17 protein-coding genes are annotated in these 21,855 nt (G+C 51.3%); 12 read left to right on the forward strand and 5 right to left on the reverse strand.

What is annotated here, in order from left to right; all coding sequences use genetic code 11:
* Positions 1-205: 205 nt before the first annotated feature.
* From glgB to KCG48_RS00455, 7 genes are all read left to right on the forward strand, one after another.
* Complete coding sequence (gene glgB / locus KCG48_RS00425) at positions 206-2,125, forward strand: 1,4-alpha-glucan branching protein GlgB (protein ID WP_211799315.1); 1,920 nt, start codon at positions 206-208, stop codon at positions 2,123-2,125.
* Entirely contained in the window at positions 2,119-3,255 is a 1,137-nt protein-coding gene (locus tag KCG48_RS00430) for a glucose-1-phosphate adenylyltransferase (protein WP_211799540.1), read from the forward strand. Before glgB ends, KCG48_RS00430 begins: the two co-directional genes overlap by 7 nt.
* Before the next feature lies 1 nt (position 3,256).
* Positions 3,257-4,393, forward strand: a complete 1,137-nt coding sequence (gene glgD, locus KCG48_RS00435) for a glucose-1-phosphate adenylyltransferase subunit GlgD (RefSeq protein WP_211799316.1) — start codon at positions 3,257-3,259, stop codon at positions 4,391-4,393.
* A gap of 11 nt (positions 4,394-4,404) precedes the next feature.
* The gene (gene glgA / locus KCG48_RS00440) at positions 4,405-5,838 is read left to right on the forward strand and encodes a glycogen synthase GlgA (protein ID WP_211799317.1); all 1,434 of its coding nucleotides are present in this window, start codon (positions 4,405-4,407) and stop codon (positions 5,836-5,838) included.
* 14 nt (positions 5,839-5,852) lie between these two features.
* Positions 5,853-8,276, forward strand: coding sequence for a glycogen/starch/alpha-glucan phosphorylase (locus KCG48_RS00445; protein ID WP_211799318.1), 2,424 nt, complete (start codon positions 5,853-5,855; stop codon positions 8,274-8,276).
* 107 nt (positions 8,277-8,383) lie between these two features.
* Positions 8,384-10,201: a glycoside hydrolase family 13 protein gene (locus KCG48_RS00450; RefSeq protein WP_211799319.1), complete on the forward strand. Its 1,818-nt coding sequence runs from the start codon at positions 8,384-8,386 to the stop codon at positions 10,199-10,201.
* 210 nt (positions 10,202-10,411) lie between these two features.
* A complete protein-coding gene (locus KCG48_RS00455; RefSeq protein WP_211799320.1) occupies positions 10,412-10,873 on the forward strand; it encodes a helix-hairpin-helix domain-containing protein in 462 nt (153 codons plus the stop codon).
* 64 nt (positions 10,874-10,937) lie between these two features.
* On the opposite strand, the gene gltX is transcribed toward KCG48_RS00455, so the two are convergent.
* The gene (gene gltX / locus KCG48_RS00460; protein ID WP_211799321.1) at positions 10,938-12,392 is read right to left on the reverse strand and encodes a glutamate--tRNA ligase; all 1,455 of its coding nucleotides are present in this window, start codon (positions 12,390-12,392) and stop codon (positions 10,938-10,940) included.
* An 85-nt stretch (positions 12,393-12,477) separates the two neighbouring features.
* Positions 12,478-13,371: a ComEC/Rec2 family competence protein gene (locus tag KCG48_RS00465; protein ID WP_211799322.1), complete on the reverse strand. Its 894-nt coding sequence runs from the start codon at positions 13,369-13,371 to the stop codon at positions 12,478-12,480.
* A 185-nt stretch (positions 13,372-13,556) separates the two neighbouring features.
* Between KCG48_RS00465 and KCG48_RS00470 the strand changes: the two genes are divergently transcribed.
* The gene (locus KCG48_RS00470; RefSeq protein ID WP_211799323.1) at positions 13,557-14,285 is read left to right on the forward strand and encodes a lysophospholipid acyltransferase family protein; all 729 of its coding nucleotides are present in this window, start codon (positions 13,557-13,559) and stop codon (positions 14,283-14,285) included.
* Between the two features lie 72 nt (positions 14,286-14,357).
* Here KCG48_RS00470 and KCG48_RS00475 read toward each other — a convergent pair whose 3' ends face one another.
* Positions 14,358-14,825, reverse strand: a complete 468-nt coding sequence (locus tag KCG48_RS00475; RefSeq protein WP_211799541.1) for an Lrp/AsnC ligand binding domain-containing protein — start codon at positions 14,823-14,825, stop codon at positions 14,358-14,360.
* A gap of 212 nt (positions 14,826-15,037) precedes the next feature.
* On the opposite strand from KCG48_RS00475, the gene KCG48_RS00480 reads away from it, so the two are divergent.
* Positions 15,038-15,436, forward strand: coding sequence for a hypothetical protein (locus KCG48_RS00480; protein ID WP_211799324.1), 399 nt, complete (start codon positions 15,038-15,040; stop codon positions 15,434-15,436).
* A gap of 145 nt (positions 15,437-15,581) precedes the next feature.
* On the opposite strand, the gene KCG48_RS00485 is transcribed toward KCG48_RS00480, so the two are convergent.
* Positions 15,582-18,614: a vitamin B12-dependent ribonucleotide reductase gene (locus tag KCG48_RS00485; protein ID WP_211799325.1), complete on the reverse strand. Its 3,033-nt coding sequence runs from the start codon at positions 18,612-18,614 to the stop codon at positions 15,582-15,584.
* 207 nt (positions 18,615-18,821) lie between these two features.
* Between KCG48_RS00485 and KCG48_RS00490 the strand changes: the two genes are divergently transcribed.
* From KCG48_RS00490 to KCG48_RS00500, 3 genes are read left to right on the forward strand one after another with little or no spacing between them, the layout of a single operon-like run.
* On the forward strand, positions 18,822-19,337 hold the full coding sequence (locus KCG48_RS00490) for a gamma carbonic anhydrase family protein (RefSeq protein WP_211799326.1): 516 nt from the start codon (positions 18,822-18,824) through the stop codon (positions 19,335-19,337).
* Positions 19,330-20,175, forward strand: coding sequence for a CvfB family protein (locus KCG48_RS00495; protein WP_211799327.1), 846 nt, complete (start codon positions 19,330-19,332; stop codon positions 20,173-20,175). Before KCG48_RS00490 ends, KCG48_RS00495 begins: the two co-directional genes overlap by 8 nt.
* 11 nt (positions 20,176-20,186) lie before the next feature.
* Positions 20,187-20,669 carry a GAF domain-containing protein gene (locus KCG48_RS00500; RefSeq protein WP_331000362.1) on the forward strand — a complete coding sequence of 161 codons (483 nt, stop codon included), beginning with the start codon at positions 20,187-20,189 and terminating at the stop codon, positions 20,667-20,669.
* Positions 20,670-20,725: 56 nt separating this feature from the next.
* Here KCG48_RS00500 and KCG48_RS00505 read toward each other — a convergent pair whose 3' ends face one another.
* Positions 20,726-21,730, reverse strand: a complete 1,005-nt coding sequence (locus KCG48_RS00505; RefSeq protein WP_211799328.1) for an aromatic acid exporter family protein — start codon at positions 21,728-21,730, stop codon at positions 20,726-20,728.
* Positions 21,731-21,855: the final 125 nt, after the last annotated feature.

Below are 21,855 nucleotides of genomic sequence, written 5' to 3' on the forward strand. Positions count from 1 at the left end.
GGCCTCAGCTTCTGCCTTGGGGGCTATTTGAATCAGGTAAAATATGGTATATTGTAAATAGAAAATAGTTAATATTCTTACATTGTGCCGGCGTTTCTGGTCGACCCCGATGAAGGTTTTAGCCCAGATGCTCTCGGCTCCAAGGCCTCACCCTTCCAACCCGAAAAGGGCTTTGCCCTTTCATCATGTAATATAGGAGGATCGTATGGCAACGAAAAAGGAAGACCCCAAAAAATCATGGAATACGGAGCTCAATCATTATCTCTTCAACACTGGTGCCCATCACCGAAGTTATGAGTTCATGGGTGCCCAAGTCATGGAGTTTGAAGGGAAACAGGGCGTGCAGTTCACGGTCTGGGCGCCCCATGCCAAAGAGGTGTTTCTCGCTGGCGATTTCAACGACTGGGGCTATGGCCAAATGTTTCCTCAGGGAACCACAGGGATCTGGACGGCATTTATCGAAGGCATCGGGGAAGGTGCCCTCTATAAGTACCGCATCCGTCGTCATGACGGGCATGAGTTCTTAAAGTCCGACCCCTACGCCTTTGGTTCGGAACTTCGCCCGAAAACGGCCTCCGTCGTCCGGGATCTTCGCGGATTCACCTGGACGGACAGCACCTGGCGGGCCAAGAGCAAGCGGCGCAACGCCCTAAGCGCACCCATGAACATCTATGAGGTTCACCTGGGCTCCTGGAAGCGCCACTGGGATGGTCGGTTCTTCAGTTTTACCGAATATATGGCGGAACTGATTCCCTATGTCAAAGACATGGGCTACACCCATATCGAACTGCTTCCCATTATGGAGCATCCCCTGGATGACTCCTGGGGGTACCAGATCACCGGATACTACAGTGTCACCTCTCGTTATGGACAGCCCAAAGAACTCATGGCCTTTATCAACGAGTGCCACAACCAGGATCTCGGCGTGATTCTGGACTGGGTACCTGCCCATTTTTGCCGAGATGCCCATGGCCTTTATCAGTTCGACGGCACACCAACCTTTGAATATCAGGATCCCAACAAAGCAACCAACAATCGCTGGGGAACCACCCATTTTGATTTCGGCAAGCCCCAGGTGCACAGTTTCCTGATCTCCAATGCCCTGTTCTGGCTGGAGATATTCCATGCTGACGGTCTCCGGGTGGATGCGGTCTCTTCCATGCTGTACCTGGATTATGACGATGGTCCCTGGACACCCAACATCTATGGCGGCAACACCAACCTGGAAGGGGTAGATTTCCTGAAAAAGCTCAATCAGGCTGTGGCCGCGAATCGCCCCGATGCTTTGATGATTGCCGAGGAAAGCACGGCGTTTCCCCTCATCACCCATCCGGTGGAGAAGGGTGGCCTGGGCTTTACCTTTAAATGGAATATGGGCTGGATGAATGACATCCTCCGCTACTTTGCTCTGGATCCGCTGTATCGGAAGAATCATCATAACCTCATCACCTTCTCCTTCATGTACGTATTCAGCGAACGCTACATTCTCCCCATGTCCCATGATGAAGTGGTCCATGGAAAGAGTTCACTCCTGAATAAGATGCCCGGCGATGAGAAAATGAAGTTCCAGGGTCTTCGCACCCTCATGGCCTACATGATGACCCATCCGGGGAAAAAGATCAGCTTCATGGGCAACGAACTGGCCCAATGGATGGAGTGGCGATTCCGTGAGGGCCTCGAGTGGGTGGGACTCCAGCACGAATCCCACCGCAAACATCAGCAGTATATAAAGACCCTCAACGAGATTTACCAGAACTACAAATGCTTCAGCGAAGTGGATACGTCCTATGACGGAATTGATATCCTCGATGCGGACAATAAGAATGAATCGCTCTTTACCTTCATCCGAAAGGGGAAGAATCCCCGGGACTTTGCCGTCGTCATCTGCAACTTCACCCCCGTTCAGCGGGATCATGTGCGGGTAGGCGTCCCCTATGAAGGACAGTATGAAGAACTGCTGAATACCGAGCTTCAGGAGTATGGTGGAAGCTGGGCGTATTCGGAGAAAACCTACCAGTCCATTCCCGAACCTGTGAATCATCAGGACCATGCGCTAGAGGTCATTGCTCCGCCGCTGTCCGTTTTGATCATAAAACCAAAGAGAATCAAGGGGGTTAAATCATGAAAAAAGAAATCATTGCCATGATCCTCGCCGGAGGGCAAGGCACCCGACTGGGGAAATTCACGAAAAACATCGCCAAACCTGCAGTACCCTTTGGCGGGAAGTACCGAATCATTGATTTTGTACTGTCCAACTGCGCCAACTCCGGGATGAATACCGTGGGTGTGCTGACGCAGTATCAGCCGCTGATCTTAAATACCCACATTGGCATTGGATCCCCATGGGACATGGACCGCAATGACGGCGGTGTCACCATCCTGCAGCCCTACGCCAGCGCCACGGAAGAAAAATGGTTCCGGGGTACGGCCCATGCCATCTATCAGAACTTCTCCTATATTGATGATTATGATCCGGATTTTGTCCTGATTTTATCCGGAGACCATATCTATAAGATGAACTATGAATCCATGCTGGATTTTCATAAAGAACAGGAAGCTGCACTGACCATTGCTGTGCTGGAAGTACCCTGGGATGAGGCACCGCGCTTTGGTATCATGAACACGGACAGCGAACTGAGAATTGTGGAGTTCGAAGAAAAACCCAAGAATCCAAAATCAAACCTGGCTTCCATGGGAATCTACATTTTCAACTGGAAGCTTCTGAAAAAGTATATGAATGAAAAGATCAATGCCGGGCAGGATATGGACGATTTCGGTAAAAACGTCATCCCTGCTTTCCTGGATGGGGGAGAACGGGTCTATGCTTATCGTTTCAAAGGTTACTGGAAGGATGTCGGGACCCTGGAGTCCCTCTGGGAAGCCAACATGGATCTTCTGGACCAGAATTCTGAGCTGCAGATCAATGACCGCAGCTGGAAGATTTACTCCAAAAATCCCTCCATGCCGCCTCACTATCTCACGAAAACAGCCGATGTGAAGGACTCCCTCCTGGTGGAAGGCTGCATCGTTCACGGGAAAATACGCCGCTCCATCCTTTCGCCCAAAGTCACAGTAGGAGAGGGCACAGAAATCTATGACTCTGTAATCATGGAGAATGTCCGGATCGGTAAAAACTGCATCATCCGAAAAGCCATGATCGGTTCCGGAGCCGTGATTCCCGATGACTCCGTCATCGATGAGAACGGTGAAATTGCTGTGGTGGGCGAATATGAGATCTACAAGGAGGAGAAGTAAGATGGCCAGAAATAAACTCTTCGGGGTAGTAAACCTCACCGAAAATGACGTCTATATGAAACAGCTCACCTTCAATCGGCCCATAGCTTCCGTACCCTTTTTAGGCCGCTATCGAATGATTGACTTCACCCTGTCCAACATGGTCAATGCTGGAATTACCACCGTGGGAATCTTTCTCAACGACCGCTACCGATCCCTCATGGACCATATCAGCAGCGGCAAGGAATGGGATCTGGACCGAAAGCAGGGCGGTGTCTTCTATTTTTCGCCTTATGCCACCCCGGATCTTCACAGTCAGCAAAGAGGGGATATTTCCACCTATTTCTCCAATATTGACTATCTGACGGAAGCTTCCGCAGATTATGCCGTGATCATGGGCACCACCATGGTCTGCAATATTGATCTCAAGAAGGTCTTTAAAGAGCATCTGGAGAGTAAAGCAGACATCACTGTGGTCTACAAGACCATCATGGAAGATGACTTTAGCTTCGAGCGATGCAATACCGTAACCCTAAACGAGTATGGCGGTGTGGTGACCTTTGGGAAGAATCTGCGCCGACCGGACATGCAGTCGGGGAAGAAGAAGATTTCCGCCGAGATCTACATTGTCCGCAAAGAGCTCCTGGTGGATATGATCACCAACGCCATCACCACGGGAGAGAATGTCTTCCTCACCGATGTGCTTCATGATTCCGTCGCCCGGTACAAGGTACGGGGTTATGAGTTTGATGGGCTTCTGAAAAACGTAAGCTCAGTCCAGAGCTACTATGAAGCCAGCATGTTCATGCTGGACGAGGACCACATCAAGGATGTCTTCTTCGGCGAGAACCGGATCCGCACCAAGGTCAAGGACGAAACACCCACTTATTACAGTGAGGACAGTGACGTACAGAACTCCCTCATCGCCAACGGCTGCAAGATTGAAGGAACAGTCATCAACTCCATTATCTTCCGCCGCGTAACGGTGGAAAAGGGCGCCGTGGTGAAGGATTCCATCATTATGCAAAATGGTGAGATTCGCGCCAACTGCAAAATTTCCCATGTCATCACCGACAAGCAGGTGGTACTCACCGAAGGGACAGAGCTTCAGGGAAGTCCGAAGAATCCCGTGGTGGTTGGCAAAGGATCCGTCCTATAGGAGGTAATATCATGAAAATTCTCTTTGCCACATCCGAGTGCTATCCATTTTTAAAAACCGGCGGACTGGCCGATGTGGCCTATGCTCTGCCCAAGGCTCTGAAGGAGAAAGGCGAGGATTGCCGCGTGATCCTCCCCAATTACGGCACGATAAAAGAAGAGTATCGAAATCAGATGGAGCATCTCTTTGACACCACCATAAAGGTGGGCTGGCGGGAACAGTATCTGGGGGTTAAGCATCTGAACCATGAAGGGGTAGACTTCTATTTCATCGACAACATGTACTATTTCTTCCGAGAAACCCCTTACGGATATTTTGACGACGGGGAACGGTTCTCCTTCTTTTCCCAGGCGATTTTGGAAGTCCTCCATCGCATTGGTTTCGTTCCCGATATCCTGCACTGCAATGACTGGCATACGGCGGTCATCCCGGTGCTCATCCGCACAAAATATCGCTGGGATAAGGCCTTTGAAAAGGTGAAGACCGTTTTGACCATCCACAACATGCGATTTCAAGGGATCTTCCCTCCTGATGTTTTGGGAAACCTCTTGGGCCTAGGCACGGAGCTGCTCCAGGATTTCTGCTTCGAATACTACGGAAATGTCAACTTCCTGAAAGGCGGCATCAACTATGCCGACCTGGTGACCACCGTCAGCCCCACCTATGCGGAGGAGATTAAATCCGAGTTCTATGGCGAAGGTCTCCACGGCGTGATGCAGAAGGTGAGTTACAAACTTAAGGGGATCCTCAATGGTGTGGACTACACCCTCAACGATCCGGAAACGGATAAGGACATTCCGTTCCACTTCTCCCGGGAGGATCTGGAGGGGAAGTTGAAGGATAAGCTCGCGCTGCAAAAGGAGCTCGGTCTGGAAGTTCGGGGGGATGTGCCCATGTTTGGCATCATTTCCCGGCTCACGGATCAGAAAGGGCTGGATATCCTGGCGGAGGCCATCGAAGAGTTCCTGCAGCAGGATCTGCAGCTGGTGGTCCTGGGGACTGGCGAACGGCGCTACGAGGATATGTTCCGCTATTTCTCGTATAAGTATCCGGGCAAGGTCTCGGCCAATCTTCGTTACAACGGGGAACTGGCACAGAAGATCTATGCCGCCACAGATTTCTTCCTCATGCCTTCGCTGTTTGAACCCTGCGGCATTTCCCAGCTCCTGGCCCTGCGCTACGGCAGTGTCCCCATTGTTCGGGAGACCGGTGGTCTGAAGGATACCGTGCTTCCCTATAACAAGTACACCGGGGAGGGAATTGGCTTTACCTTTTCAAATTACGATAGTTATGATATGCTACAAGCAGTCTACCGCGCACTGGATGCGTACCGAGACAAAACGGCATTCAGGAACATCGTAAAGCAAGGAATGGCAACGGATTACAGTTGGACAGCCTCCGCTGAAATCTATCTGACCCTGTTCCGTGAGATCCTGACCCGATAAAGGAGCTAAACTAGATGATATTAACAAAAGATCAGTTTAAGAAGGACTTCGTCAAGAAAATGATGAAGCTGTATGCCCAGGACGTGGAGAACTCCACCACCCACATGCAGTACTTCACCCTCGGCTACCTTCTCAAAGAGTACATCTCCGAAGGATGGGCAAAAACCACCAGCCGCTACAAGAAGTATGGGGAGAAGCAGGTTTACTACTTTTCCATCGAGTTTCTTTTGGGCCGTCTCTTGGCCAGCAATCTCTTAAATCTGGGGATTCGGGAAACCGCAAAGGAAGCTCTGGCTGAAATGGGCATTCGATTGACCGACATCGAAGATGTGGAAGTGGATGCCGGCCTTGGCAATGGCGGTCTGGGAAGACTGGCGGCCTGTTTCATGGACTCCATGGCTTCCTCGGGTATTCCCGGAAACGGCAATGGAATCCGTTATAAGTATGGGCTGTTTCAGCAGAAGATCGTTGATGGCTATCAGGTGGAACTGCCGGAAAACTGGCTTCGGGACGACAATGTCTGGGAAGTCCGCAAAAGCGACAAGGCCGTTCGGGTCCGTTTCTACGGCGATGCCTGGATGAAACCCCTGGAGAACGGCTCCTTGGCCCCGATCCATACGGGATATCAGGAGGTGCTGGCCGTACCCTATGACACCGCATTGGTCGGTTACGAAAACAAGACCGTCAACACGCTGCGGCTCTGGAATGCCGAAGTTCCTCCCTATGAAGGCGAAATTCAGGAAGATCTGAACTTTAATAACGTGCTGAAGAACAAGCGGGAGATTGAAAGCATCACCGAAGTTCTCTACCCCGATGATTCTAATCATGAAGGGCGAGTCCTGCGACTGAAGCAGGAGTATTTCTTTGTCTCTGCCGGACTTCAAAGCATCGTTCAGCAGCACAAGGAAGCCGGCCATCCCATGAGCACGCTCCATGATCTGGTGGCGGTGCATATCAATGACACGCATCCTGCCGTGGCCATTCCGGAGCTCATGCGCATCCTCATGGATGAGGAAGGGCTGGAATGGGATGAAGCCTGGCATATCACCCAAAATACCATGAGTTATACAAACCATACCATCATGAGCGAAGCTCTGGAAAAATGGCCTGTGGAGCTGTTCAAGGACCTTCTGCCCCGAATCTACCTCATTGTGGAGGAGATTGACCGTCGCTTCCGACAGATACTGGTGAATAAATTCCAGGGGAATGGCGATATGGTGGAAAAACTGGCCATCATATCCGGCGGCTATGTCCGCATGGCGCATTTGTGCATCCATGGAACCCACAGCGTCAACGGCGTGGCCAAGCTCCACACGGAAATCCTGAAGACTCAGGAATTGAGAGATTTCTACATGCTCTATCCCTATAAGTTCAATAACAAGACCAACGGGATCACCCATCGGCGATGGCTCATGCTGGCCAATCCCGAGCTGACTTCTCTCTTGGATGAAACCATTGGCGACTCCTGGCGCAGAAACCCCCAGGACTTGAAGCTCTTCAAGAAGTACAAACGCGATGCAGAAGTGCAGCGTCGGGTCGAGGAGACCAAGCTCCACAATAAGGAGCGTCTGGCCGCCTACATCAAGGAGAAGAATAATATCATCGTGGATCCCAACAGCATCTTCGATGTCCACGTGAAGCGACTCCATGCCTATAAGCGTCAGCTGCTCAATGCCTTGCATATCCTCCACCAGTATCATGAAATCCTGGAAAACCCTAATTTTGACATGCTGCCAAAAACCTATATCTTTGCCGCCAAGGCGGCTCCGGGGTACTACTATGCCAAGGAGATCATCAAGTTTATCAACGCCCTGGCGGATCAGGTGAATAATGATCCCCGGGTGAAGGGACGGATCAAGATGGTCTTCCTGGAAAACTATGGCGTTTCCCTGGCCGAGAAAATCATCCCGGCATCGGAAGTCTCCGAGCAGATTTCCACCACCACCAAGGAAGCCTCCGGCACCAGCAACATGAAGTTCATGATGAACGGAGCCATTACCCTGGCAACCTTGGACGGAGCCAATGTGGAAATCCTGGAAGAAGTGGGAAACCCCAACATTGTCATTTTTGGCATGACCGAAAAGGAAGTTTTGGATTACTATCGCAGCGGAAACTATGTTTCCCGGGACTTCTACAACACGGATCCTCGGATCAAACGCGTGCTGGACAGCCTGACCAACGGGATGATCAAGGGTATCAGCGTCGAAGGTCGGGACATTTTCAAGAGCCTCATCGACTACAATGATGAGTTCTTTGTCCTGAAGGACTTCGACTCTTACTTGAACGCCCATGTGAAAATCGAGGACTTGTACAAAGACCGGTTCACCTGGAACAAGATGTCCATCGAGAACATTTCCTCCTCGGGAGTTTTCTCCTCCGATGTCACGGTTATGCAGTATGCCTCGGGAATTTGGGATACCCGAATGATCGAGCGTTAAAACTGAATCCCCAAGATGCAGATAAGCCTCAGATCCAGAGGCTTATCTGTAATTTTATGAAAAAGGATGGTAGGACCACCACACCTTGAGGGCAGGTCCGTGAATGCATGTATTATCGAAATCTTTACATTGACTATAATTCCTTCTATGAAGGTTTTAAAAAGCCCTTTGGGGCCATCGTCACGGGTCAGGAAATCCTGTTTCGGCTGAAGGCCACGGGGTCAGACCATATCGAAGTCACCTTGGTCATGGCTCAGGAAGGAAAAAGCGAGCAGTTCCTGAAAATGGCTCCGGAAGGGGATGGCTTCTACAAAGTCGTGTCCACAGGCGCTGAGCCTGGACTTCTTTTCTACTACTTCATCATCAGCTTTTCGGAGAAGCTTGTGACCCACACCATTTACGTGGGGGCTCAAGCGCCGGGGATTGGCGGAGAAGCGGTCCTCCGGGAAAATCGCTGGGATGTGGTGCCTTACCAAATCACCCTGCACCAGTTTGTGGAGCCGGCACCGTCTTGGTACAAAGATGCCGTCTTCTACCAGATCTTTGTGGACCGTTTCTATAACGGCCATCCGGAAGGCAAGGTCCTCAATCCCAAGAAAAACTCCTTTGTCTATGCCACCTGGGAAGATACCCCCATGTACATCAAAGACTGTCAGGGAAGCATCACCCGCTGGGACTTCTTTGGGGGAAACCTGGAAGGGGTGTTGAAGAAACTGGACTACCTCCAGGAGCTGGGGATCGGCGGAATTTATCTCAATCCCATTTTCAAATCCCGCAGCAACCATAAATATGATACGGGGGATTTCCTCGCCATAGACGAAATGTTCGGCTCCGAGGAGATTTTCCAGGAGCTGGTTTTGGAAGCCCAAAAACGGGGGATTCGCATTGTGCTGGACGGCGTCTTCAACCATGTGGGGGCAGACTCCCGTTATTTTAACAGTTTCGGAAGCTATCCCGAGCTGGGCGCAGCCCAAAGTCCCGACTCGCCTTACTACTCCTGGTTTAACTTCTTCCAGTACCCCACGGATTACGAATGCTGGTGGGGGGTCAAGGATCTCCCCAATGTCAACGAGAATAATCCCACCTATCGCAACTTCATCGTGGGACCGGAAGGGGTCATTGAAAAGTGGACCCGCATGGGCATTGGGGGCTGGCGCTTGGATGTGGCGGATGAGCTTCCCGATGACTTCATTGCCGATATTCGCTCCAGCATGCAGAAAGCCAATCCCGATACGGTGCTCCTGGGCGAAGTCTGGGAAGATGCATCCAACAAAATCGCCTATGGTCAGCGTCGCCGCTATCTTCTAGGCAAAGAGATCCATGGGACGATGAACTATCCCTTTAAGAATGGGGTCATCGACTATCTCAAGGGACATCTTAAAGCCCGGGAACTGTATCATCGGCTCATGGCCTTGAAGGAAAACTATCCCCGGGAAGCCTTCTACAGTGCCTTAAACAGCTTAGGTACCCATGACACCAAACGGATCTTCACAGAAATCAGCGACAAAGAACATTTAAAAATTGCCGTGGGCATGCTCTTTACGTTCCCCGGCGTACCCTGCATCTATTACGGTGATGAAGCCGGGATGAAGGGGGAAGCTGATCCGGACAACCGAGGGCCCTATCCTTGGGGAAAAGAAGACCCGGAAATCATGGAGATGTACCGATCCATGATCGCCCTGCGCAAATCAAGCCCAGTCTTTGTGGGAGGGGAACTACATCCCTTCTACCAGGAGAATACCTTTGGGTATCTTCGTCTACAGGGGGAAGAAGCCAGTCTTATCATCATCAACCGGGAACCGGAAGATGTCCGCCTGGTACTCAATGATGCCCTGGGACTCGATGAGGTTCCGGAGCAGTTCCGTCATATCCTCACGGGTGAATACCATCTAAAGGCGAAGTCCTTCAACGTTTATCAGCTTTAAAGCAAAAAACAGGCCGAACCGGCCTGTTTTCTTGCGTAAGAAATGAAAATAACGGGATAATAAGCGTTGAAATGAAGTAGATCGAGGAGGGGATTACCATTGAGGTATGTGAGCATATTTGGGGGGATAATTCTCTTTTCCCTGATGATCCTCCTTACCGGCTGTTCGGGGAAGGGAGGGGAACCCATCTTTGAAGAGGAGAAGGAAATTGTGGTAAACGTCGAAGAGGATCCATTCCCCCAGAAATTAGTGGCGGAAGTGAAAGGTCAAGTCCTGCGGCCTGGGGTGTACACGCTGCCCGAAGGTTCCCGGCTCTATGAGCTGGTGGCCCTGGCAGGAGGTACCACCAGCGTAGCTGAGCTTCGGCAGGTCAATCTTGCCCTCCGCGTCCTGGACGGTGATTCCTTCTACATACCGGCCGTGGGGGAGGAACCCCTGCTGCCGGCGTCATCGACCGAAGGGAAATCCGGCTCTCCAGCCCCCATGGACCTCAACCGGGCCTCCAAGGAAGACCTGATGAAGGTGCCGGGGATCGGGCCAGCCACCGCAGACAACATTCTGAAGTACCGGGAGGAGAAGGGACGATTTTCCTCCGTGGAAGAACTCTTGGAGGTTCCCCGCATCGGGGAGAAAACCCTGGAGAAGATCCGGGAGTATTTCATCCTCCGGTAATCACCCTAAGAATAAATAAGCCGATCTTCTGCCCCAGTGCATGGGGAGAAGATCGGCTTTTGCCTTACTGCAGGAGACGGATGCCTTCGCGAATTCTTTCCAGAGATTCGGTTTTTCCCAGGATCTCTGCCATTTCAAAGGCTCCACCAGGGGTGAACTGCTTTCCGGAAAGGGCGGTGCGGATGGGCCAGAGCATCTGCCCATTCTTGAGACCCAGTTCTGCCACTTTCGCCAGCACGGTGTCATGGAGTTTGTCCAAGGTCCAGTCTTCCTCCGGCATGGCTTCCAGGACCGGCAGGATGACTTCCAGGGAAGTTCGGGCAATCTCCGCATTGGTTTTCATTTTTTTATGGGTATACATTTCAATGTCGTAGGCTGGAAGGGCATAGAAGAAGTCCAGCTGTCCGGGAATATCCCCCAGGACCTCCACGCGGTTATGCAGAAGCTCGGCAATCTTCATGGTGTTCAGAGGCTTGTCCTTCAGATCCTGTAGGATGTAGGGGAGGGCTAAGGCGTGGAACTCCTCCAGGGACATCTTTTTCAGATACTCGCCATTCATCCAGCGAAGTTTTTCGGAATCGAAAATCGCCGGGCTCTTGTTGATGTTGCGATAGTTGAAAATCTTTACCAGTTCTTCCAGGGAGAAGATTTCCTGGGTGGTACCCGGATTCCAGCCCAGAAGGGTAATGTAGTTCATGACCGCTTCCTTCAGGTATCCTTTTTCCAGAAGATCCTGGAAGGAGGCATCTCCGGTGCGCTTGGAGAGCTTATGCTGCGCATCCTTCATAATGGGCGGGCAATGGATATAGATGGGCACATTCCATCCAAAAGCCTCATAGAGGCGGTTATACTTGGGGGAGGAAGAAAGGTACTCACTGCCTCGAACCACATGGGTGATGGCCATGAGATGATCATCCACCACATTGGCGAAGTTGTAGGTGGGGAGTCCGTCGCTCTTCAGAAGCACCATGTCTTCCAGTTCCTCATTATCCACGGCGATGGTTCCGTAAATGACATCCTCGAACTTGGTGACACCCTCCGTGGGGTTGTTCTGACGGATGACATAGGGCAGTCCCTGACGGAGATTTTCCTCGATTTCTGCCGAGGAGAGGGAACAGCAGTGCTTGTCATATTTAAAAGGTTTCTTCTGCAACTCAGCGTTTTCCCGAAGCAGATCCAAACGTTCCTTCGTGCAGAAGCAGTAGTAAGCTTCCTTCTTTTCGACCAGCTCCAGGGCATACTTCTTGTAGACTTCCCGACGCTCGCTCTGAACATAGGGACCATACTCACCGCCCACATCGGGACCTTCATCGTGGATAAGGCCGGTCTGCTTGAGGGTTTCAAAAATAACATCCACAGCACCTTCCACATAACGCTCCTGGTCCGTGTCTTCAATTCTTAAAATAAAATCCCCATCTTCGTGTTTGGCGATGAGGTAAGCGTATAGGGCGGTTCTCAGATTTCCAACATGCATATAGCCTGTGGGACTTGGGGCGAACCGGGTTCGTATTTTACTCATAAAAGCCTCCTTGCACATGAAAGAAGTTTCGGCCCGAGACCAAAACTTCCTGTTTATCCTTATTATACTATCATGAAAATTTCTGTCAATCGCTTAGGAACCGCACTTCCTTGCCGTTGGAGGAAAAAACCACCGTGCCTTTTTCTTCCGTGAGCACCACGCTGGCGCCCATGGCGCTATAGCGCTCCAGAATCGCCGGAGTGGGGAGATTGTGGTCGTTCCCCTGTTCCGAGGTGACCACCACAAACCGGGGCGCCACCCGGTCCAGGAAAGCCTGAGTGCTGCTGGTGGCGGATCCGTGATGGGGAGCTTTCAATACATCGGCCTTTAGGTCCTTGCCCGTCTTCAGAGCTTCCGTTTCGGCGACTTCTTCCGCATCACCGGTGAACAGGAACGCACTGTTCCCATAGGATAGCCGCATAATGGGGGAGTAGTTGTTGGGATTTAGATAACTGGAGCGGGAAGGGGTCAGGACTTCCAGGAGGATCCCGTCGCCAAAGTCAAAGGACATGCCGGCCTTCAGCACATTCCGGGCTTTACCCGCCTTTTCCAGGGCCTTTTCCAGCCGCTCATAGGACTGGGTAACCACGGTCTTATCGGGGGTGTAGAACTCCTCAAAAGGGACCTTCTGGAGCACTTCCCCCATCCCTCCCACATGATCCTCATGGGGATGGGTGAGAAACACCAAATCCAGCTTTTCGACTCCGTAGGTTTTCAGGTAGGCCAGAATGGTGGGGGCAGCTTCTTCGGTGCCCGCATCCAACAGGATGTTTTTTGTTTTGACTTGAATCAGAATGGCGTCACCCTGGCCCACATCGATGAAATGAACCTTCACCGGGTCGGAGACGCTGCGGATCCGGTCCACGGTGGAGGATGTTTCCACCCCGACGATGCCATAATCCAAAAGGACGTAGATTCCCACCAGACCGAGAATCAGGACCAGAACCAGCACCATGGGTGCATATCTCATCTTTTTCATGGAATACCTCCGCGTTAACTTAGGTTCATTCTACCATTTTTCTCTCCCGTCTGAAAGCGCAGTACGCCTAAATTCGAGACTTCCGTAAAGAAAGAAGACCATTCCAAACCTTATGTTTCTTCGCTTTAACTCCAGCTCAAGATGCTTTATAATAAAGAGAAGTAGACAAAGGAGTGTTAGACCGCATGATTTTTGATATCGTCAGCAAAATCCGATTCGGCCTTTCCCTGATCGCCCTGTGGTTCCGCCTGATTTTTGCGGAAATCCAAAAAAAGCGGATGTCAGAGGAAGCTTATTTCTTTAAAATTCTCAGCATTGCCAAAAAACACACCCGAAAAATCATTGCGGTTACCCGCATGGATCTCGTGGTGGAGGGACTCGAGAACATCCCCGATGAACCGGTGGTGTACATGGGGAACCATCAGTCCTACATCGACATCTATGTCACCGTGAATGCGCTGCAGCGAAAGCTCTGCCTCATCGGAAAGAAGGAGATTGAAAAGATCCCCATTGTGGCCTATCTAGCTCGGGAGATGAGCGTGCTCTTCCTGGACCGGGAGAACTCCCGGGAAGGCCTCAAGACGATTCTCGAAGCGATTCGGCGGATGAAAGAGGAGCGTTTTGACGTGCTCATCTATCCGGAAGGGACCAGGAGCAAACGTCTGGAAATGGGTGAGTTCCACAAAGGCAGCTTCAAAATTCCTCAAAAAGCCCATGCTCCCATCATTCCCATGGTGGTGAACAATGCTTATCGGGTCTTTGAGGATAATTACCGGGTCACCCCGCATATACCGGTTCAATTAGCCTTTCTCCCCCCGGTGCGCTTTGAGGAGCTCTCCGAGGAGGAAGCCAAAAACATTGATGAACTGGTAAAAGGGCAGATCGCCGAAAAACTGAAGGAGTTCAACAAATAAGGATTTCCAAAAGAAAGAGACAGCCATGGGCTGTCTCTTTCTTTTCAGATCCCCGCTGAAGGGGAGTCGGGATTAAAGCTTAATGTTCCGGTCCAGAGGCTGTGATAGGGAAATAAAGGTATCGGTGCGCTGAACCCCGTTAATGACATTGATGCTGTTCAGCAAAAGATCCTGCAGATGGGCAATGTTTTTGCACACCAGCTTCGTGAAAATGGAGTAATCTCCAGTGGTATAGTGGAGTTCGACGATTTCATTGATCTTGGACAGCTCGTCAATGGCTACGGAGAAGGAAGAACTTTTGTCTAAGTAGATTCCCACGAAACAGCAGACATCGTACCCGAGTTTTGGCATATCTAAAAGAATTTTCGTTCCTTTGATAATTCCCATATCTTCCATTTTCTTCATTCTGACATGGATCGTTCCCCCGGATACATGACAGACGCGGGCAATTTCAAGATATGGTGTTCTGGCGTCCTTAATGAGGATCTCCAGAATCTGGAGATCGAGGTCATCCAGGTTAATATTGGCATGACTGGCCATAAATGCACCCCCAAAATAGATATAACTCATTATATCAAATTTCCAAAGACAAAATAAGAATATCGCAAAAAAAACTTTCATTTACCATGGATTTTATAATGTTTTAAGAACTTTCCGACGCTCCAAGGTCAAGAAAGGCCTGGTATTGCTGATTTGCTTGATTTCTTCCCGGTGATGGCATAAAATGGAAGAATATCGAGGGAGGTTTTAACTTGAATTGGGATAATCTGCTGCTAATTTTCGTCTTGTCCATCGCGATCTTCATCGTGTATTCCTTGACGAATCTCTATTTCCTGTCCAAGCTCAAAGTGAGCAAATGGGTGGTCCTGGGCGCATCCTTGGTGTTTCTCGCCATCGGTCTTGTCCTTCCCGCCTTCTCCAATAACATGATCTTAAACTACATCCCCACGGCAATCTTTGTCTTCCTGTTCCTCTGGTATGCTGATCTTTCCGGTCTTTCCAACATCGGCGCACCCAAGAAGAAGGGCCCTGTGGGACCCGCCATCAAACCGAAGGCGAAACCCAACAAGCTCAAGTACACCGACGAGAAGGATATCCTGAAAACGTCGGGAAAAGAAGAAAAGAACCGCTTGTTTAAAAAGAAAAAGTAGCATTCTTTCCAACGAAAGAGTGGAGAATGAGCCTCCTCTGCATAACGCAGAGGAGGCTCATTCGATTTCTTGGGGAACCGCCACTGTCCTGGACCCATGAAAAGAGGCTGCAAATCTGCAGCCTCTTTTGGATATGGATTCTTTTTTATGAGCAACCGGTGGTGGTGCCGCAATCCAGACAAACCTTACAGGTGCCATTTTTCACCATGCGGGTGCTGGAGCAGGTGGGGCAGACGGAATCATACAGCTTCTCGCCGTTCTTTTCCGCATCGCGGATCAGTTCCTTCAGATCCTCCTCATCCACGGTGAGGAAAAGCTGCTTTACCTTTTCCGGTTCAAAGGCAGTATTGGAGAACCGAGATTTGGAGCGGGCCAGGATGTCATCTTCCTCGGGCTTGATCTGTACCCGAGAGTAATCGCCCAGCTCAATGTCGATGACCTTGGAAATCAGGTCGGAGATGGAGCTGACATTCTTGATGTAGGGGTGTTTGGAGACGAAGCCATAGGGCTCGTACTTTTGTCCCCGCAGCATTTTGGAAATGTCCTTGGGCGGAATATGGTACTGGAGCATCACGGAAATCGTCTTGGACAGGGAATTGAGAAGTCCTGTGATCAGGGTACCTTCCCGGTCAGTGGTCATGTAGATTTCGGAGATCTCTCCCCGAGCGTTGCGGTTGACGGTGATGTAGACTTTCACGTCATCAATCTGGGCAGGATGGGTATGGCCAGCACGAATTCCGGAGATCTTCTCCCGACGGAATGCCACGGGGGCAGTGACGGTTTCCTTCTGAAGGCCCTTGGCGTATTCCAGGAGAGCTCCATAGGTGAGGTTCTCCAGATCCGTGGTTTTCTCTACGCTGTCAATGCGGGTATTCAGCGGCTGGGCGAACTTGGAGCCATCGCGGTAAAGGGAAATCCCCTTGACGCCAGTCTGCCAGGAGCGGATATGGACTTCCTTGAAGTCTTCCACCGTGGCATCCTTGGGCAGGTTAACAGTCTTGGAAATGGCGCCGGAGACCAAAGGAGTCAAGGCAGCCACCATGAGCACATGGCCATAGTGCTGGATGAATCGCTTGCCGGTTCCGCAGACGTTGGCCGTATCAAAGATGGGATAGTGTTCTTCCTTCAAATGAGGAGCGCCTTCAATTTTGCCATCCACCACCATACCCTTTTCTTCCTTGCCGATGTAGGCCATGATGTCCGCAATCTGTTCCCGGGTATACCCCAGATTTTTCAGAGCCACTTCAATGATGGGATTGGCAATGGTCATGTAGCCGCCGCCCACAAGCTTCTTGTACACCACATGGGAGAAGAAGGGCTCGATGCTGGTGGCTGCACAGTCCATGGCAAAGGAAATCGTTCCGGTGGGGGCAATGACGGAAACCTGGGCATTGCGGTATCCGTGGGCAGCGCCCAGCTCCACAGCATCCTTCCAGGAGGACTTCAACGTCTCGGAGAGGGAGGTGAGGCCCAGTTCCATGAGCAGGCCATGATTTACCATCATGGGCTCATAATGGAGCTCTTCCAGCTCACTGTCCAGAGCGCCTGCCACGCGAGCGTGGTTACGGATGACTCGGTTCATGTACTTGGCGTTGAGGTCATACTTTTCGAAGGGACCAGCAGCCTGGGCCATGAGAGCCGAGACACGGTAGCTTTCTCCGGTGATGAGTCCCATGATGGCTGCAGAGAGGGTTCTGGCCTCGTCGGAGTCATAGGGGATCGCCATGGCCATGAGTACGGAAGCGATGTTGGCAATACCCAGTCCCGTGGTACGGAACATGTAGGTCTTGCGGGCAATGTCCACCGTGGGGAACTGTCCCCAATGGATGGAAGCCTCCAGGAGAAGCTGGTTCAGGCCAATCATATGTTTTAATCCCGCCACATCCAGATGGTTGGTTTCGGGATCGTAGAAACGGTAGATATTGAGCGATGCGAGATTGCAGCTGGTATCATCCAGGAAAGCATATTCTCCGCAGGGGTTGGTGGAGTTCAGGCGGTTGTGGGGAGCCCAAAGATCGCCATCTTCTCCCGCCGGGCAGGTATGCCAGGCATTGAAGGTATCGGTGAACTGGGGAGCCGGGTCTGCGGATTTGCAGGCTGCATCATTGAACTCATCCCAGAGCTTGCTGACTTTCACTTCACGGTTCACGCGATCATCCACGCGTCCCCGAAGCATGATGGTCTCCTCCGGATTCTGATCCAGTTCCACGACTTTACGCATGAACTCATCGCTGATGCGCAGGGAATTGTTGGAGTTCTGACCGGATACGGTCTCATAGGCTTCGCCGTCAATATCAGCATCATACCCCATCTTGGCCAGAGCCCGAACCTTGTCCTCTTCCTTGGCTTTCCACAGGATGAACTCTTCAATTTCCGGATGGTCAATATCCAGACAAACCATCTTGGCGGCTCGCCGTGTGGTTCCGCCGGACTTGATGGCTCCGGCGTTGCGGTCCAGTCCCTTGAGGAAGCTCATGAGGCCGGAGGAAACGCCACCGCCGGTGAGCTGCTCGCCCACTGCGCGGATGCTGGAGAAGTTGGTACCCGTGCCGGAACCGCCCTTGAAGAGCTTGGTTTCCGTCACATACTGCTCAGAGATGGAGTGGTCTCCCAGAAGCTTGTCTTCGATGGAGAGGATAAAGCAGGCTGAAGCCTGGGTTCTCGTGTAAGTATCTTCGGACTTAACGACCTTCTTCGCCACAGGATCATAGTAGAAGAGGTCATTCTGACCGCCCTTGATGCCATAGCTCTTCTCCAGACCCGTGTTGAACCACTGGGGGGAGTTGGGCGCATACATCTGATTCAGAAGGCCAAAGACCATTTCATCATAGTAGACATCCTTATCTTCCTGAGTCTTGATGATCCCCTCATCCACAAGTGCCTCTGTCCAGAAGTTCACCAGACGGTGGGCCACCTGCTTCATGGAGTTTTCATAGCCCAGTTCGTTGTTCACGCCGGCTTTGCGGAAATACTTCGAGGCAATAATATCAATGGCATTCTGGGAGTAATGGGTAGGGAACTCCAGGTCATGCATTTCTGTGATTACTTTTCCGGTTTTGTGGTTTTTCAGCACCACATCCCGCTTAGTCCAGTCAAACAAATCATATACAGTTTTGTCTTTATTATTCTCCAGCTCTTTAGTATAATAACGGGAGAAGAGATTTTTGATGTCTTTCATGGGGTACCTCCTGTTTCTCGTTCGATAGTCTTAGTATAATACCATATCTTGTGCCTGGCAAGCGACAAAACCACAAGATATGGTGCTTTCTATGAACATTCTGTATCGAAAGCTCGGAGCGACACCCCATAGTGAAATAGTCTAATTACGAACGGATCGGTAAGGTATCCGTTTTTTCTTGACGTTTTGAAGAAAGGAGAAGAAAGGATGATCAAAAGAATTGGAACCCTTGTTCCCCAGATCGATGCCCATGCCTTCATCGCGGAAAATGCTTCAGTCATCGGCGATGTGACGGTGGGCGAAGATTCTTCCATATGGTACGGCACCGTAATCCGGGGAGATGTGAGCCCCATCCGCATCGGAAAGCACTCCAATATCCAGGACAACTCCGTTCTTCATACGGACTTGGGCTTAACCCTGTTCATCGGGGATCATGTGACCGTAGGCCATAGCTGCATCATTCACGGAGCGGTGATTCAGGGATATTCCATCATCGGGATGGGCAGTATCCTCCTCAATGGCTCCACCATCGAAAAAAACACCATCCTCGGTGCAGGAAGCCTGGTGACGGAAGGGAAGACCATTCCGGCAGGGGAGCTCTGGATGGGGAGACCCGCGAAATTTGTCCGGAAACTCACCGAGGAAGAAATCCAGCGGATTTCCTGGTCCTCGGAACACTATGTTGATTATGCGAAGAAGCATAAAGGAGAAAATCATGATTAAATTTGGAGACTACAACAACCTGGAGGTTAAACGCGAAGCTGCCTTTGGGCTTTTCCTCGATGGAGGTACCGGAAACACCTCCGATGACATCCTCTTGCCCACGGGTAGTATCCTGGGACAGAAACCTAAAATTGGAGAGACCGTTCGGGTGTTCATCTATCGGGATTCCAAAGACCGTCTGGTCGCCACCATGAAGGAACCCCTCGTCACCGTGGATCACCTGGCCGTATTGAAGGTCAATTCCATCACCGACTTCGGCGCATTCCTGGAAATCGGCCTGGAGCGCGATGTCCTGGTTCCCCGGGGAGAGATGAAGTATCCCCTCATCGCAGGAAAGTCCTACCTGGTCTTTGTGTACGAAGACAAGACCGGCCGTCTGGCTGCTTCCACGGAAGTAGGCCGCTACCTGGATACCCCGGAAAGCGGCGAGTTCAAGGCCGGCGATACTGTCAGTGGAATCATCTACGGCAAACAGACCAATGGTACCCTGGAAGTGGCCCTGGGCGGCAAATATCTGGGCATTATCCTGAAGAATGAGTATTTCACCGATCTTCAGCCAGGAGATGAGGTTACGGGCTCCGTGAAGAAAATTCTGGAAGATGGCCGCATCAGCTTTACCCCCCGAAAGAAAATGGTGGAAGAGAAACTGGAGCTTTCCGAACAGATTCTTCAGTATCTGGAGGCCCATGGCGGCTTTATGCCCTACAACGACAAATCCACGCCGGAGGAAATCCGTCGGCAGTTCCACTGCAGCAAAAACTACTTCAAGATTGCCTTGGGCAATCTCATGAAGAACGGAAAAATCACCCAGGATGAAAAGGGTACCCACCTGAAATAAAGGAGAAACCGATGATCGAAACTGTAAACCCCAAGGGCCTCAGCCCGGCAAAACGCATGGAGAGCATTCTGCTCTTTAGCCGCGCTCAGCTGCGAAACGAAAAGAATCTCACCGCCAACCTGGCGAATCTTAGCGCCATCATCGCGCTGTACATGGAAGATCTGAACTGGGCAGGCTTCTACCTCATGAATGAAGGTGAACTGGTTCTGGGACCCTTCCAGGGCAAACCTGCCTGCAACCGCATCGCCATAGGCAGCGGCGTCTGCGGCACCGCCGTGGCCGAGGGTAAAACCCAGCGGGTGGACGATGTCCTGGCCTTGGATAACCACATCGCCTGCGATGCGGCCTCCCGGTCTGAGCTGGTGGTCCCCATCCGTCAGGATGGAGAGATCCTGGGCGTCCTGGACCTGGACAGCCCCTCCCTGGCCCGCTTCACGGATCTGGAGCAAAGCGCCATGGAAGAGCTGGTCCGTCTCCTGGAAGAAACCCTCTAAGGCGGTTTATCCCAAGACAGACAAAAACTCCTGCACGAAAATGTGCAGGAGTTTTATTATGCGGAAAATTTCTTGATATTCGCTGTGATGTTTCGATATTCCTGCAGCATCACGGAAATGCTGCTTTGTCTTCGGGATTCATAAGCTTGTTCTTCCTCGTCTTCCTTCTGGCCTATCCCTGAATCTGCAAAGGAGGAGAGGTGAAGGAAGCTCGCGCGTTCCAGCTGCTCGATGAGGAGCTGAAGCTGCATCAGGTCCCTGTCCCCGGGAAGAAGGGCTTCCTTTCGGGTGTAGCAGAGATCATAGGCCATATGGACGATGGCTTTCAGGCTTTTCACGATACTTTCTGCCACCAGGAGGTTGTTCATTTGGGCAGTACTAAAGGGAAGGGAAGACTCCTGGCGGATGGCCTTCAGCTGGGACCAGACCGTGTCCACGTCATTGAAGATCAGGGGGAAGGGGAGATCCTCTCCCTGGGAGGTATCCCCAGGGGAAGTCAGATACTGGGCTGTCTGTTTGAGCATGGAGACACACTGACCCTTGGTGTATTCCAGTCGGCGCACGGCGATTTTTCGGTAATAGAAGAAGGAAAACCCGTAATTGTAGACCAGAGCGATGATGACGCCCAGCCCCAAAGCCAGCACCCGGAGTCGGATGGTGAGAAGAATGCTGGGATTTCCCAGCGCATCACTTTGGATGTACTGGGTCATGTAGATGCTGGTGAAGATCGCCACGGGAGGGATGGAACGGTAATCGATTTTTAGGGCGATGAACATGGTGAGCCCCATGCCCAGCATGACCGTGAACACATGGACCCCCAGAAGGGCCACCAGAATTCCTGTGGTTACAGCCCCAAGTACCGAGGCCAACAGCTGATTCACCCCGCTCTTAAAGGCGGTGAGATTTGTGGGTTCGAGATTGTACATGACTCCCAGGAGCACGGAAATCATGTCCAGGCGGGTCACGGTGAAGGCTCGGCCCAGGAGATAGCCTGTACCGATGGCCAGCATGGCTTTCAGAATATACAGCCGGGAATCCAGAAGCACCGCTTCTTTTTTCAAACGAAAAATCTGCAGTATAGATTTCATTGTTCAACCCCATTTCAACGCATTATCTTGTACCTTTTCAACTCCTATATTATCATAAAGGCAGAAGATCAAGGAAGGGGGACCCCCCCTTGAAAGGA

The organism is Proteiniclasticum sediminis (assembly GCF_018128025.1).
In the GTDB taxonomy this organism is placed as follows: Bacteria; Bacillota; Clostridia; order Clostridiales; family Clostridiaceae; genus Proteiniclasticum; species Proteiniclasticum sediminis.

Excerpts from the sequence above, each read along its gene's own strand:
- KCG48_RS00450 (WP_211799319.1), top strand. The coding sequence starts at position 8,384 with ATGTATTATCGAAATCTTTACATTGACTATAATTCCTTCTATGAAGGT.
- KCG48_RS00445 (WP_211799318.1), top strand. The coding sequence starts at position 5,853 with ATGATATTAACAAAAGATCAGTTTAAGAAGGACTTCGTCAAGAAAATG.
- KCG48_RS00465 (WP_211799322.1), bottom strand. The coding sequence starts at position 13,371 with ATGAAAAAGATGAGATATGCACCCATGGTGCTGGTTCTGGTCCTGATT.
- KCG48_RS00500 (WP_331000362.1), top strand. The coding sequence starts at position 20,187 with ATGATCGAAACTGTAAACCCCAAGGGCCTCAGCCCGGCAAAACGCATG.
- gltX (WP_211799321.1), bottom strand. The coding sequence starts at position 12,392 with ATGAGTAAAATACGAACCCGGTTCGCCCCAAGTCCCACAGGCTATATG.
- glgD (WP_211799316.1), top strand. The coding sequence starts at position 3,257 with ATGGCCAGAAATAAACTCTTCGGGGTAGTAAACCTCACCGAAAATGAC.
- glgA (WP_211799317.1), top strand. The coding sequence starts at position 4,405 with ATGAAAATTCTCTTTGCCACATCCGAGTGCTATCCATTTTTAAAAACC.
- KCG48_RS00485 (WP_211799325.1), bottom strand. The coding sequence starts at position 18,614 with ATGAAAGACATCAAAAATCTCTTCTCCCGTTATTATACTAAAGAGCTG.
- KCG48_RS00495 (WP_211799327.1), top strand. The coding sequence starts at position 19,330 with ATGATTAAATTTGGAGACTACAACAACCTGGAGGTTAAACGCGAAGCT.
- glgB (WP_211799315.1), top strand. The coding sequence starts at position 206 with ATGGCAACGAAAAAGGAAGACCCCAAAAAATCATGGAATACGGAGCTC.
- KCG48_RS00470 (WP_211799323.1), top strand. The coding sequence starts at position 13,557 with ATGATTTTTGATATCGTCAGCAAAATCCGATTCGGCCTTTCCCTGATC.
- KCG48_RS00490 (WP_211799326.1), top strand. The coding sequence starts at position 18,822 with ATGATCAAAAGAATTGGAACCCTTGTTCCCCAGATCGATGCCCATGCC.
- KCG48_RS00475 (WP_211799541.1), bottom strand. The coding sequence starts at position 14,825 with ATGGCCAGTCATGCCAATATTAACCTGGATGACCTCGATCTCCAGATT.